Genomic DNA, 14,266 nt, shown 5'->3' on the forward strand with positions numbered 1-14,266 from the left:
GATACCGCTTACATGGAGGCCGAATTATGGAATGTACAAGAGAAAAACGTTACTTACCTTATAATAAATGGGATGCCGACACTTTGCTTCATTTACAAGCACAAGCTGCTAATTCCCCATATCAGTTGCATTATCATTTACACCCTATTTCCGGACTGGTAAACGACCCAAATGGATTTTCCTATTTTAATGGTGCATATCACCTGTTTTATCAATCATATCCATTTGGCGCAGTGCACGGTTTAAAGTCATGGGTTCACTTTAAATCTCAAGATTTGGTTAATTGGACTAATTTGGGCTTAGCTGTTGAGCCTGATACAATGGCTGATTCTCACGGAGCATATTCTGGCTCAGCACGTGAAATTGACGGCAGACTTTTCTTAATGTATACCGGCAATCACCGTGATGAAAATTGGGTCCGTACCCCTTATCAAATCGGTGCTTGGATGACTAAAGATGGCAAAGTTTCAGATAAAACTATCCTATTTAAAAATCCGGATCACATTACTGAACACTTCCGTGATCCACAGATTTTAAAACAAAATGATACTTACTATGCAATTTTAGGAGCACAAGACAAAGCCGAAAAGCATGGCCACATTGATATTTGGAAATCTCAAGACCTTAAAAATTGGGAAGAACTTGGCTTTTTAGACATGGGCACAGAGCCCATGGGCTATATGATCGAATGTCCTAATATTGTTAGAGTCGACGGCAAAGTGGTCGTCATCTTCTGTCCACAAGGATTAGATAAGAAGATCGCCGACTACGACAATGTCTACCCTGACATGTACATCATTGCCGATGACATTGATTTTGAAAATCATAAATTGATCAATCCAGGCAAATTGCACAACTTGGATAAAGGCTTTGATGTTTACGCTACCCAAGCCTTTAACGCACCAGATGGTCATGCTTACGAAGTCAGCTGGGTTGGTTTGCCTGATACTACCTACCCAACTGATGATGAAAACTGGGCTAACTGCTTGAGTCAGGTCAAGGAACTGGTAATCAAGGATGACAAATTGATCCAAAAACCAGTTAAAGCAATGAGGGCGCTGCGTCAAGATGAAGAACAAGTCAGCGACCCAATAATTAGTGAAAAGGCTGGACAGCAATACGAATTAAAATTAAAAATTGCCCAAGGTCAAACCGGCAATTTACATTTAGCAGCTAATGAAGATTTAACTAACAGTCTACAAATCAAATTTGATACCCAAAACGGTAAATTAGTACTAGATCGTGCTCAAGCTGGACAAGCAGTGGCAGTTGATCATGGCACAAGTAGAGAAACTAGTTTAGTAGCTAACAAAGATTTAGAACTTGATATCTTTGTCGACCACTCATTAATCGAAGTTTTCGTCAATGGCGGCGAAGAAGTCTTAACCGGTCGCTACTTTGCTGATCAAGCTAACCCAAAGATTGCTTTTGAGCAAAATACTGCTTACACAGGCCAACTTTGGCAGATGAAGACAATTCTTTAAATAAGGTGATATAAATGGCAGCTAAATTAAGCGACGTTGCCAAAGAAGCAGGCTGTTCTGTGACAACTGTTTCGCGAGTGATTAATAATCATGGCTATTTAAGTCAAAAAACCAAGGACAAAGTTTTTGCGGCAATGCGAAAATTAAATTATCAGCCTAATTCCCTTGCTCGTTCCTTGCAAGGTAAAAAAATGAAATTAATTGGGTTGATCTTTCCTGGTATTACCAATCCGTTTTTTGCGGAATTAGTACAAGATGTTGAAACGACGCTCTTTAAACGGGGTTATAAAGTAATTCTTTGCAACGCAGGACAGAACAAAAAGAAAGAGCATGAATATTTACGCATGCTCCAGGCCAACCAGGTTGATGCATTATTGCAGGGGCTCACAATCTAGGGATTGAAGAATATAAGCAATTAGGTTTGCCGATTGTTTCTTTTGATCGTAAACTAGCCGAAAACGTCCCGATTGTCAGTTGCGACAACTATCAGGGGATTAAACTTGCCGTACGTGATTTAATTCAAGGCGGCTGCAAAAAGATCTACTTCTTAGGCAACAAACATAAAAAGGGCAATCCTACCGATGAACGTCTAGATGCCTATCTCGATGAAGCTAAAAATTATGGCTTTACACCCCATATTCGCTCCGTGGCTTTTTCGGATTCGACTAACATTAAAAATATGGAAGTCCATAATATGTTGACAAACGATCAACCTGATGGGGTTGTCTGCACTGATGATTTAACCGCTATTTTGGTTTTACAGGAGGCTAAAAAGCTAGGTATCTCGATTCCCAGTGAATTAAAAGTTATTGGCTTTGATGGAACGCAACTGATGCAAACTTATCATTCGGAGCTATCTACAATTGCTCAACCTATCGAGGATATTGCAACTTTATTGGTTAATTTATTACTCAAGCGAATTGCGCATCCTGAGCAAGAATTAAAACAAAAAAATTATGTTTTGCCAGTTAAGTTGATTAAGGGTGAAACGACAGCATAAAAAATAACCAGGATTTTGTCCCTGGTTATTTTTTTAGCTTTAATTTTCTTTATCACTATCTAGGAAATAAATCAAAGTCTGCAATTCCGTTGCTAAGTCAACGTTTTGTACACGCACACTAGCTGGAGCAGATAATCTAATCGGCGTAAAGTTCATGATCCCCTTCACACCAGCATCGACCATGACGTCTGTCGTTTTTTGAGCAGCCGTAGAAGGAACCGTTAAAATAGCAATCGTAATCTGCTGATCATTCAACTGCTGCTTCATGTCTTCCAAATCATAAACAGGAACGCCACTTAAGATACGACCCGTAATCTTCTTATTGATATCAAATGCACAGGAAATGCGAATATTATTGCTTCTCTTAAAGTTATAATTAAGCAGTGCTCGCCCTAAGTTACCAACACCAACTAGGGCAACATTAGTCAAAGTATCTTGATTTAAAATCTTCTTGAAAAAGGACAGCAAGCTCTTAACGTCATAGCCATAGCCACGTTTGCCCAACGCGCCAAAGTATGAAAAGTCTCTTCTAATTGAAGCACTATCAACTTGTACTGCTTCAGACAATTCAGTTGATGATACCTTTTCCTTACCTTCTTCATTCAAAATAATCAAATAGCGATAGTATAATGGTAATCTTTTTGCTGTTGCCTTTGGAATTTTTATTTTTTCCATAATGGAAGCCCCCCAAATGTATTTTTGTTTGTGAATGCACAATCAAGCATTACTATCATAACTATAAACATGCTACTTGTGCAAGTATCTTATTCACAAGGATGCTATTTTTCACATATATAAACATAGTATTCCTCTCCAAAACCCGTTGCATCATATGGTAGAATAATGATTAGGTGAAAAATTATGATTATTGCACAAGGACACGATTTAGAACAACAATTTGGGGCCAATACACTATTTAAAAATGTAACTTTTTCAATTGATTCTAATGCCAGAATCGGTTTAGTTGGTCCTAACGGAGTTGGTAAGACCACTCTGTTAAAAATTATGACAGGTGAACAGGAACCCACCCATGGTGAGTTTACCGTTAATAAAGGCATTGATGTCGGCTATATTGCACAGGAAAATGCCTTAGACAAAAACCAAACCATTTGGGATGAAATAGAATCCGTTTTTGCCCCATTAATTAAAGAAGGCAAAAGTTTAACCGCGATGCAAGAAAGAATTGCCGATCATCCTGAAGATCAAGAACTGCTTAAGCAATATGATCAAAAGCAATTTAATTTCGAACAAAAAGGCGGTTACACTTATCAGTCTGACATTAAGAGCATTCTGAACGGCTTTAAGTTTCCAGAAGATACTTGGCAAAAAAAGATTGGCAGTCTCTCTGGCGGTGAAAAGACGCGGTTAGCTTTTGTTAAACTGCTTTTACGTAAGCCGGCCCTACTTCTTTTAGACGAACCAACCAACTATCTTGATCTAGATACATTGGATTGGCTGGAAGGCTTTTTAAGAAACTACAGTGGCGCGATTTTGGTTGTATCCCACGACCAATACTTTTTGGATCACCTGGCTACCCAAATCTTCGAATTAGAATTCGGCAAATTGACGCCATTCAAGGGCAACTATTCTGCCTATGTCATGCAGCGCGAACAACGCGACAAGGATCAAGAAGCCGCTTATGAAAAGCAACAGGCTGAAATCAAAAAAGACGAAGAGTTCATCCAAAAGAACTTGGTTCGAGCTACGACTACCAAAAGAGCACAGAGCCGGCGTAAAAAGCTAGAAAAAATCGACCGGATTAAACCACCAAAACATAAAAATAAGGTACGTATTCACTTCAACAGCGAACGTCCTTCTGGTAAAGAAGTGCTAATTTTCAAGGATTTAACCATTGGCTATCCTGAAAAAACAATGGTCAAAGATATCTCTTTCCAAATTAATAAAGGCGATCGCGTAGCCATCATCGGTCCAAACGGGATTGGCAAATCTACCCTGCTCAAAACAATCATGAAGCAGCTAACTCCTAAAGGCGGTTCAATCAAGTGTGGTGCCTCTTTAGATATTGGCTACTACGATCAAGAACTCCAAGGCCTTGATCCTTCTAAGACGGTTTTAGATACTGTTTGGGATCGGCATAAGACCATGCCAGAGCGTGATGTTCGCTCGATTCTTGCTAGTTTTCTGTTCACGGCTAAGGACATCGACAAGACTGTCGGGCAATTATCTGGTGGACAAAAAGCTCGTCTGACTTTAACCGTTTTATCACTTGAACACGATAATTTCTTGCTAATGGACGAACCGACCAACCACTTGGACATTGAAGCTAAGGAAGTCTTAGAAGAAGCTTTGAAAGACTTCGACGGTACTTTGCTCTTTGTTTCTCACGACCGTTACTTCATCAACCAACTAGCTAACAAGATTGTTTCCGTTCGCGATGGTCACGCCAAGATATATAATGGTAACTATTCTTATTATCTTGATGAAAAGGCCAAGCAAAATGCGGCAGCTGAGAGTATTGAAGAAACTACTCCGGTAAAGGAAGTCAGTGAGCAAAAACTGTCTTATCAAGAACAAAAGCAACGCAACTCACAGAAGAGAAAACTGCAACGCGCTATTGATCAAGCTGAAAAGAAAATTGAAGAACTTGAAGAGCAAGAAAAAAACGTCCAAACTGAGATGGCTAACCCAGACATTGCCTCGAACTTTGACAAGCTCGGACCACTACAAGAAAAATTATCTAATATTCAAAAACAATTAGACGATGCAAATAACGCCTGGGAAAAAGCCATCGAAGAAATGGATAATTTTGAATAACTTATAAAGAAATATATGAAACACTTCCTAATATAGTGAAGTGTTTTTTGTTTTTACTTTATAAATAACTATATATTTTTTTATAAATTTTAACTTGTATCTTAATTTTAAGTGGTGTTTCTTTAACTTGAAATGCATGTCTTGTTTGCATTTTTGGGGATTATTGAAAGAAGGTATTTTCGTGGCTAATAATACAGAACTTACTGGTGCCGCACTTTTAGTTGATGCTTTACAAGCAAACGGCTTAAATAACATGTACGGTGTTGTCGGTATTCCAGTAACAGACTTTGCTCGTTTGGCAGAGTTAAAAGGCATGAAATTTTATGGATTTAGACGTGAAGATGCAGCTGCTGCTGCAGGTTTTATCACTGGTAAACCTGGCGTAGCTTTAACCGTATCTGCACCTGGTTTCTTAAATGGTTTAACAGCTTTAGCACAAGCTACTAAGAACTGTTTCCCATTAATCATGATCTCAGGATCATCAGACCGTCACGTCATCGATCTAGATCGTGGAGACTACGAAGGAATTGATCAATACAACGTAGCTAAGCCTTTCTGTAAGGCAGCTTACCGTGTTGATCGCGCACAAGACATGGGCTTAGCTGTAGCTCGTGCAGTTAGAACTGCTGTTAGTGGCCGTCCAGGCGGTGTTTACTTGGACCTTCCTGCAGCAACTGTTGCTGACACTGTTGAACAAAAGTCAGACGCCAACATTTACAAGGTAGTTGACCCTGCTCCTAAGCAATTGCCATCAGATGACGCAATTGACCGTGCAGTAGAATTATTGAAGAATGCTAAGCACCCAGTTATTTTACTTGGTAAGGGTGCTGCCTACTCAAGAAGCGAAGAGGAAATTAGAGAATTAGTCGACAAGACTAAGATTCCATTCTTACCAATGTCAATGGCCAAGGGTGTTGTACCAGACGATTCTCCATCATCCGCCGCTTCTGCTCGTTCACTTTCACTTGGTCAAGCAGATGCTGTTCTCTTGATCGGTGCACGTCTTAACTGGATGCTTTCTAATGGTCAAGCTCCATTGTTCCGTGAAGACGCTAAGTTTATCCAAGTTGAAATTGACGCAACTGAATTTGACTCAAACAGAAAGATTGATGCTCCATTACAAGGTGACATCAAGTCTGTATTGCAAAAGTTAGTTCCAGCAATCGAAAAGGCTGGCATTAAGGCTCCAGCAGATTGGCTTGAAGCTATTAAGAATCATTGCGATGAAAATAACGCTAAATTTGCTAAGAGAATTTCAGCTTCTGAAGCTAAATCAACTTTAGGCTACTACAGCGCAATCGAACCAATTAACGACTTAATGCAAAAGCACCCTGACGCTTACATCGTAAGTGAAGGTGCCAACACTTTGGATATTGGCCGTAACTTAATCGGTATGCAAAAGCCTCGTCACCGTCTTGACACTGGTACTTGGGGCATTATGGGTGTCGGCCTTGGCTACGCTATCGCCGCTGCTGTAGAAACTGGTAAGAAGGTTATCGCCCTTGAAGGTGACTCAGCCTTTGGTTTTGATGGTATGGAAATGGAAACCATCTGCCATTACCACTTACCTGTAACTGTAGTCATCGTTAACAACGGTGGTATCTACAATGGTGACCGTAACGTTGTTAAGGATCAATTAGGCCCTAGTATTTTGGACGCTAACGCTCACTACAGCGATATTTCTAAGGCATTCGGCGGTGACAGCTACCGTGTAAACAACTACGCTGAAATGAAAGATGCCCTTGAAAAGGCCTACGAATCAGGCAACCCTACTATTATTGATGCACAGATTCCTGTATCAATGGGTAAGGAATCTGGTCACATTGGTAACTTAAACCCAGAATTGGATTTATCACAACTTGAAGATAAGGAAGATAAATAATGACTGAAGAAAATAAATATACACCTTTAAAGGGCATTAAGGTTATCGACTGGACTCAAGTCCAATCTGGTCCATCATGTACACAACTTTTAGCATGGCTTGGTGCCGACGTTATTAAGATTGAACGTACTGGTACTGGTACTGGTGACCCAACTAGAAATGAATTGCTTGATATTAAAGATTCATGGAGTCTTTATTACTTACAATTAAACGCCAACAAGAAGTCTTTAACTGTTAACATTAAGACTGACGAAGGTAAGAAGATCATGTACGACTTAATCAAGAAGGCTGATGTTTTCGTTGAAAACATCGCTCCTGGTTCAGCTGAACGTAATGGCCTCGGCTGGGAAAAGCTGCATGAAATGAATCCTAAGTTTATTTACGCTTCATTAAAGGGCTTTAACGAAGGCTCACGTTTTGAAAACGTTAAGGCCTTTTAACCAGTTGCTCAATCTGCTGGTGGTGCTGCTTCTGCTACTGGTTGGAACGAAGGCAAGGCTAACGTTCCTACTCAATCAGCTGCTGCTTTAGGTGACTCAAACTCAGGGATGCATCTGACTATCGGTATCTTAGCTGCCCTTCTTCAACGTGAACACACTGGTGAAGGTACTTTTGTTTACCAATCAATGCAAGACGCTGTATTGAACCTCTGCCGGATCAAGTTGCGTGACCAAATCATGTTAGACAACTTAGGTGCCCTTCCTCACTACGCTGTTTACCCTAACTACAAGTGGGGCAAGGCAGTTCCTCGTGCTGAGAACACTGAAGGTGGCCAAGTTATTGGTTGGACTTACAAAGCTAAGGGCTGGGAAACTGATCCTAATGCTTACGTATACATTGTTATCCAAAACAGTGACAAGAGCTGGGAAGCTATTGCCAACACCATGGGTCACCCAGAATGGGCTACTGATCCTCGCTTCGATGGCTGGCACAACCGTCAATTACACAAGGAAGAAATTTACCCATTAATCGAAAGCTACACTAAGCAATACGACAAGTATGAATTAACTAAGAAACTTGGTGCTGCTGGTATTCCTGTAGGTCCTGTTCTTGACTGGCACGAAATTGAAAATGACCCAGACTTGAACAAAGATGGCACTATCGTAACTATTGACCAAGGTGGCAACCGTGGTAAGTTCAAGACTATTGGTTTGCCATTCTCACTTTCTAATTACAAGCTTGATTACAAGCGTGCTCCAGACCTTGGTGAAAACAACAAGGAAATTTTAGCTTCACTTGGTTATGATCCAGATCAAATCGAAAAATTAACTGAAGAAGGCGTAATTTCTAAGGCTCAAGGTCCTAAGAACCCACGTACTGAAGTTATCAAGGGTGAATAATTAATTTATTCTCAATCAAAAAGCTGTTCACTTCGAACGGCTTTTTCTTTTTAATAGAAAGCGTACAACTATGACAGAACCTAATTATGCGGAATTAGAAGCAAAAAAACAGTCATTTAGATAAAAATAAGCCCTATCCTTTAAGCGGGATGCTGGTTATTGACTTTACTCACGTCCTTTCAGGCCCTACTTGCACCAGAATGCTGGCAGATAGCGGTGCCCGGGTAATTCATATTGAAAGAAAAACAGGCGATGATACGCGTCATATGGGACCATACATCGCAGATGGTTCTAGCGAATACTTCAGAATTTGTAACGCAGGCAAGGAATCAATCGCCTTAGATTTGAAAGATCCTAAGGACCATGCCTTAGTAGAAAAAATGATCTCTAAAGCAGACGTAGTAGTAGAAAACTTCCGCCCTGGCGTTATGACACGTTTAGGTTTCGACCCTAAAGAAATGGTTAAAAAATATCCTAAGCTGATTTTCGCTTCCATTTCTGGTTTCGGTCAATATGGCCCATGGTCTAAACAAGCTGCTTATGACACCATTGTTCAAGCACTTTCAGGTTTAATGGATTCCACTGGAACACCCGATGGCAAACCAACCAGAGTCGGTACATCAGTATCTGACGTCGTAGCAGGAATTATCGGCTACAGTGCTATCACTACTGCATTGGTTGCACGTGAGCGCACCGGTAAAGGCACCACGGTTGATGTTTCCATGCTTGATTCTACCTTCTCACTCATGGTACAGAATTTAATGCTCGCTCTCGGGCCACACAAGGTGCCACATCGCATTGGCAATCGTCACCCTGATATGTACCCATTTGATACGTTTGACTGCCAGGATCAGCCAATTGCAATCTGCTGTGGCAATGATCATCTCTGGAATCTTTTATTAAATGCCCTAGGTCATCCAGAATGGATCGAGCAAGCTAACTTTAAGACCAATGACTTGCGTGAGCAAAACTGGCGCGACGTCAAGGATGCCATGCAAGCTGTCCTAAAGACTAAGAAGGCAGCCGAATGGGATGATATTTTGCATGAAGCAGGCGTTCCTGCTGGCCTTGTTCTCAACGTTGATAAGACACGTCGCCTTGATCAAATTATTGACCGCGGCATGGTTAAAACCTTAGATGACGGCAATGAAGTTTTGGGTACGCCAATGAAATATGGTACTTGGAACTCATATGGCTTGCAAAAAGATTCGCCAAAACTTGATGAAGATGGCGACAAGATTCGTAAGGAATTTGAATAAATCTAAACAAAAAATGTCTGGAATTTACTCCCAGGCATTTTTATTTTATCTTCCAAATTATTACTTTTCAGTAGCGTAGTCTTTAACATCCAAGATTTGATTCTTGTGACCCGATCTAGTCAACATAAAAACGGATTTCTTACTGCTTACCCAATTATATGAAGGATAATAACCATCTTTATGAGCCCAATGTTGATAAATACTTACAGTATCAGAAGTGTCTAACTTTCCATTAGCATTACGCATTACCTGCAGTACCTGATTAGCTTCATTCACGGTTAAATTATCAACATCTTTAACTTTAACCTTAGCTCCATCAAGTGCAGATTGTGCCTGATCAAGATTCCAAAGAAGAACGCTAGCCTCAAAAGCAGTTGTCTTACTATCTTTAAGTGCATTTTCTGCATCACTAACTACGCCATCATAGTTAGCTCGCTTATTGGCATTAGCAAGGCGATACTTGTCACTATTTTTGATGTTCGAAGCATCACTGATTTTACTTTCCAATTCATTCTTTTGACTAGCAGTCAACGTTTGCTTAGCTTGTGCTTCAGCTTCACTGGCAGTGTTAAGTGTCTTCACGCTTAATCCATGAGTATCAACATCACTTGCCTTAACAAAACTATCACCAAGATGAATTGTTTTTCTTGAATATTGATACTTTCCAGCTGCTTTACCGGCTACCGGTTGCCATTGATTAGTCAAATGGTAATAGAGCTCTGCTTTATTTTCCTTAGCATTCCAGATATACCAGGCACCATTAATGTCAAAATTCTGTTCAGCTGATTGATTGCCATCTTCAGCTACATATAAATAGCCATCTAAATTGCGTTGCTGACCATTTGCCATATAGAGCGGCGTGGTCTTTTCATAATCTTTCTTAAAAGTGATGTAAGAGTTATAGAGATCATTGTAATTACTCTCATCACCGATCAGGAAGCGAATCTTAAAGAAGCCCTCGGTTTGAGCATCTTCTGGATATTCACTATCATCGCCCCACCAGAGATATTCATCTTTACCTGCTAAACGGTAGTATAACTCCGCGTTATCGCCTTGACCGTTGACAGTAGCTCCATCAACTTTCACTTTTTTACCAGCACGAACTACTTTATCCGTTGTTTGTAAATCTTTATTAAGCACGTGCATGTCGGAATTAGGTACTACATAAGTTGGCTTACTGGTGTACATTATTTCACCATTAATATGACTGACATTATAAGCCTTAATATATTGGCCCTTGCCAATGCTGTAATACCACTCACCCTTAATTACCTTATGACTTAAGGAGTAATAGCTGCGCTTATTTTGATCGTATTTAATGTAATAAAAATCAGCCTTGTTATCACTGACTTCAATTTTGCCAGAGTAATTAATTGGCATCCCCTTCTTGAGAGTCTTTTTGCCCTTAATTCTCTTACCGTATTTATTATAAATAGCACTATTGTAATTCAAGATCATTACGCCTTTGCCATTTACTTCAGCAACATCGCTAACACGAACGTAATTGCCATTCCCTACATTATAGTAATAATGAGGGTTATACCTATAGGCTTGGCCTTTGACCTGAACACTAGTATTTCTCTTAATTAATGCACTACCACCACGATAGCTCTTAAGACGCTTGCCATTCTTATCGTAAATATAAGAATTAAACATTGCCTTTAGCTTGCCATCGCGAGTGCTGGAACCAATATTATGTGTTCTAATGTAGCCATTGTCGCCTAGCCAGTAATAAGACGTACCCTTGATAATCCGAATCTGAGGGAAAGTATTAGTTGAACTGACATCGTAAAGCTTAGGACCATTGAGCAAAACAGGAGTGCCGTAAATTTTTAATGTTGCACCTGATTTAGCAGTTTTGTTACGAGCAGTACCCTGAGCACTATAAAGTTGCACACCGCCATATTCCTTTTTCACTAACTTGATTGTATTCTTTTGTGAAGTCTTAGCTGCCTGCACGACTGGAGTAGAACTACTAATTGTGCCTAAAGCAGGAGTCAGTGTCATCAAGGCAGCCACTGATACTAAAGTGATTTTTTGATTTAGTTTCATAAAAATTCTCCTTTATTCATTTATCCTAATTATATCAGATATTAGCGTAATTACCGTTGTGGCTGATCTGAGCAACAAAAAAATGCTTGTCTTTCAAGACGAGCATTTATTTTATTAATTCAACATATTTTTAGCATATGGCAATTCCAATGATGGATCAGCATTCAAAGTTAAATCTGCAAATTGACCATCATTATACAAGTTATATGCGGCAGCACCAATCATTGCTGCGTTATCACCACAAAGCTTGATGTCTGGCAAAATTACCTTCGGTTGATCTGCCTTAGGCAGTTTGGCAATTTCTGCACTCATGCGATCACGCAAGCCATGGTTAGCAGCAACCCCACCACCCATGATAAAGGTCTTCGGCTTATATTGCTTAATTGCACGAATCGTCTTATGTGCCAAAACATCAATCACGGCAGCTTGGAAGCTGGCAGCTAAATCATACTTGTTCAGCTTTTCATGGATTTGATCAGCATGGTGACAAGTATTGATAAAGGCTGACTTAAGTCCTGAGAATGAGAAGTCATAGTCATCATCTTCCAGCATAGCCCGTGGGAAGTTGAAAGTATCCTTGCCTTGGTGAGCCCAAGAATCGATGGTCTTACCGGCAGGATAATTTACCCCAAGCACACGACCGATCTTGTCATAGGCTTCACCAGCAGCATCATCACGCGTATCTCCAATGATCTCAAAGTGAACCGGATCCTTTAACAAAACGATTTCGGTATGACCACCTGAAACTTGCAAAGCCAAAGCTGGGTACTCAATTTCATCCTTTAATTGAGCAGCCATAATGTGGCCCATGATGTGATCAACGCCAATCAACGGAATTCCTGTAGCCATTGAGGCAGCCTTAGCAGCACTAACGCCAATTAAAAGTGCCCCGACTAAACCTGGACCATAGGTTACGGCAATAGCATCAATATTTTGCCAATCACAGTTAGCTTCATTTAAAGCTTCCTTAGTGATTTGACTAATTACTTCGATGTGATGACGGCTAGCGACTTCGGGGACGACACCGCCAAAACGCTGGTGACTCTTAATCTGCGTTGCCACAATCAAACTTTCAATTTCTCGACCATTTTTAATTACCGCGGTAGAAGTTTCATCACATGAACTTTCATAAGCTAAAATACGGACATCTTTCTTTTCACTCAAAATGTAGAATTCTTTCTGTTAATTCGATGCGGTTTTAACCATAAAACCATATTCATTGCATCAGTATGGATGGCACTATAATAATTTTTACGAATATAATTACCCTTAAATCCCAACGAATGATATAAATTCTGGGCGATCTCATTATCTACCCGTACTTCTAGGCTAACGCAATTACTATCATTTTCACGTGCAAGATCAATCATTAATTCCATCAAATAACGACCAATATTCTGCCCTTGAAAAGACGACGAGACCGCAATATTAGTAATATGCGTTTCCTCTGGATTAAATCTAGCACCAATAAATGCAACTAAAGTTGAAGTATGATAGACCACCAGGTAAAGCGAATTATGTCTTTTTCTTAATTCACTGGCAAAAGAGAATTTACTTCAAGGCGTGTGACCTGAATAAACTTGCTCTTCTAGAACTAACAAATCTGGAATATTATCATCTGTTGCTTGCATAACTTGCAATATCTTACCATTCACATTAGCTATGAATGGCGTAAAATCCATATCGATTCGATTAATAGGTAAATGGAAAAATTGATTAAACTTCTTCAACATAGTGACTATCTGGTTCGAATGGCTTTCCTGTCTTCTTGTGCCAGTCCACTTCTGCTTGAGTTCTGCGCAAGTAGCGTGGCAATAACTTATCTGGATCAACTGGAATAGCATTTTCTGCTAATTGTCCAATTAAACCTGCGTGAATAACATTTTGCTCATCAGTTCCATACTCATATGGAATGCCTAATGACTTAATCTTCTCATCTTGTTTTTTAAGACCTGAACCAACAAAAACGATCTTTTTCACTTCATTTTTAGCCACATATTCTTGAATCGCCTTGATTAAAACATCAATATTATAATGTCCATCTGGGATTACGTTTTGCTGTACATCCCTACTTAAATAGCCAGCTGCAAAGTAATTATTATTGCGCGCATCCAAGCCCGTGATCACCAAGGCCTCTTCTTTAACACCTTTAGCTAAAGCTTGCAGAGTTGAAATGCCAACTACTTCTTTGCTCAAAATGCTGGCAAACATCTTCACAGTCGTAATGCCAATCCGCAGACCAGTATATGAACCAGGTCCAATAGCTACGGCAAAACGATCGATATCTTTTAAGGTTAAATTATTATCTTTTAAAATTTCATCAATTAATGGATCAAGGTGTTCACTATGATTGCGTTCATCTTGTTCGTTTTTTTCCACAATAACTTGTTGACCATCATTTAAGGCAACGCTCAAATGATTAGTAGCTGTAGAAACACTTAAGATTTTCATTATCAATTCTCTTTCCGCTTTAA

General features: G+C 39.8%; 7 protein-coding genes and 4 pseudogenes. 6 read left to right on the top strand and 5 right to left on the bottom strand.

Annotated elements, in window-relative coordinates; all coding sequences use genetic code 11:
* Nucleotides 1-26: 26 nt before the first annotated feature.
* The gene (locus tag BLP58_RS01400) at nt 27-1,484 is read left to right on the top strand and encodes a sucrose-6-phosphate hydrolase (RefSeq protein ID WP_013853590.1); all 1,458 of its coding nucleotides are present in this window, start codon (nt 27-29) and stop codon (nt 1,482-1,484) included.
* Between the two features lie 14 nt (nt 1,485-1,498).
* A pseudogene (locus tag BLP58_RS01405) lies at nt 1,499-2,484 on the top strand (LacI family DNA-binding transcriptional regulator).
* Nucleotides 2,485-2,523: 39 nt separating this feature from the next.
* Here BLP58_RS01405 and BLP58_RS01410 read toward each other — a convergent pair.
* Complete coding sequence (locus BLP58_RS01410; protein ID WP_013853588.1) at nt 2,524-3,159, bottom strand: redox-sensing transcriptional repressor Rex; 636 nt, start codon at nt 3,157-3,159, stop codon at nt 2,524-2,526.
* A 186-nt stretch (nt 3,160-3,345) separates the two neighbouring features.
* Between BLP58_RS01410 and BLP58_RS01415 the strand changes: the two genes are divergently transcribed.
* The 4 genes and pseudogenes from BLP58_RS01415 (at nt 3,346) to BLP58_RS01430 (ending at nt 9,740) form a co-directional block, all read left to right on the top strand.
* Nucleotides 3,346-5,259, top strand: coding sequence for an ABC-F family ATP-binding cassette domain-containing protein (locus BLP58_RS01415; protein WP_013853587.1), 1,914 nt, complete (start codon nt 3,346-3,348; stop codon nt 5,257-5,259).
* Between the two features lie 136 nt (nt 5,260-5,395).
* Nucleotides 5,396-7,141 carry an oxalyl-CoA decarboxylase gene (gene oxc / locus BLP58_RS01420; RefSeq protein WP_143000304.1) on the top strand — a complete coding sequence of 582 codons (1,746 nt, stop codon included), beginning with the start codon at nt 5,396-5,398 and terminating at the stop codon, nt 7,139-7,141.
* Nucleotides 7,141-8,481: pseudogene (frc, locus tag BLP58_RS01425) on the top strand (formyl-CoA transferase). Before oxc ends, frc begins: the two are co-directional and overlap by 1 nt.
* 70 nt (nt 8,482-8,551) lie before the next feature.
* Nucleotides 8,552-9,740, top strand: a pseudogene (locus tag BLP58_RS01430) (CaiB/BaiF CoA transferase family protein).
* A 60-nt stretch (nt 9,741-9,800) separates the two neighbouring features.
* Here BLP58_RS01430 and BLP58_RS01435 read toward each other — a convergent pair.
* The 4 genes and pseudogenes from BLP58_RS01435 to tsaB form a co-directional block, all read right to left on the bottom strand.
* Nucleotides 9,801-11,792, bottom strand: coding sequence for an SLAP domain-containing protein (locus tag BLP58_RS01435; protein ID WP_013853584.1), 1,992 nt, complete (start codon nt 11,790-11,792; stop codon nt 9,801-9,803).
* A 114-nt stretch (nt 11,793-11,906) separates the two neighbouring features.
* Nucleotides 11,907-12,956 carry a tRNA (adenosine(37)-N6)-threonylcarbamoyltransferase complex transferase subunit TsaD gene (gene tsaD / locus BLP58_RS01440; RefSeq protein ID WP_013853583.1) on the bottom strand — a complete coding sequence of 350 codons (1,050 nt, stop codon included), beginning with the start codon at nt 12,954-12,956 and terminating at the stop codon, nt 11,907-11,909.
* Nucleotides 12,953-13,525, bottom strand: a pseudogene (gene rimI / locus BLP58_RS01445) (ribosomal protein S18-alanine N-acetyltransferase). The gene tsaD and the pseudogene rimI overlap by 4 nt, the downstream one beginning before the upstream one ends.
* A complete protein-coding gene (gene tsaB / locus BLP58_RS01450) occupies nt 13,509-14,243 on the bottom strand; it encodes a tRNA (adenosine(37)-N6)-threonylcarbamoyltransferase complex dimerization subunit type 1 TsaB (protein ID WP_013853582.1) in 735 nt (244 codons plus the stop codon). Before tsaB ends, rimI begins: the two are co-directional and overlap by 17 nt.
* Nucleotides 14,244-14,266: the final 23 nt, after the last annotated feature.

Source organism: Lactobacillus kefiranofaciens (genome assembly GCF_900103655.1).
Classification (GTDB): Bacteria; Bacillota; Bacilli; order Lactobacillales; family Lactobacillaceae; genus Lactobacillus; species Lactobacillus kefiranofaciens.

Excerpts from the sequence above, each read along its gene's own strand:
- tsaB (WP_013853582.1), bottom strand. The coding sequence starts at position 14,243 with ATGAAAATCTTAAGTGTTTCTACAGCTACTAATCATTTGAGCGTTGCC.
- oxc (WP_143000304.1), top strand. The coding sequence starts at position 5,396 with ATGTCTTGTTTGCATTTTTGGGGATTATTGAAAGAAGGTATTTTCGTG.
- BLP58_RS01435 (WP_013853584.1), bottom strand. The coding sequence starts at position 11,792 with ATGAAACTAAATCAAAAAATCACTTTAGTATCAGTGGCTGCCTTGATG.
- BLP58_RS01415 (WP_013853587.1), top strand. The coding sequence starts at position 3,346 with ATGATTATTGCACAAGGACACGATTTAGAACAACAATTTGGGGCCAAT.
- BLP58_RS01400 (WP_013853590.1), top strand. The coding sequence starts at position 27 with ATGGAATGTACAAGAGAAAAACGTTACTTACCTTATAATAAATGGGAT.
- BLP58_RS01410 (WP_013853588.1), bottom strand. The coding sequence starts at position 3,159 with ATGGAAAAAATAAAAATTCCAAAGGCAACAGCAAAAAGATTACCATTA.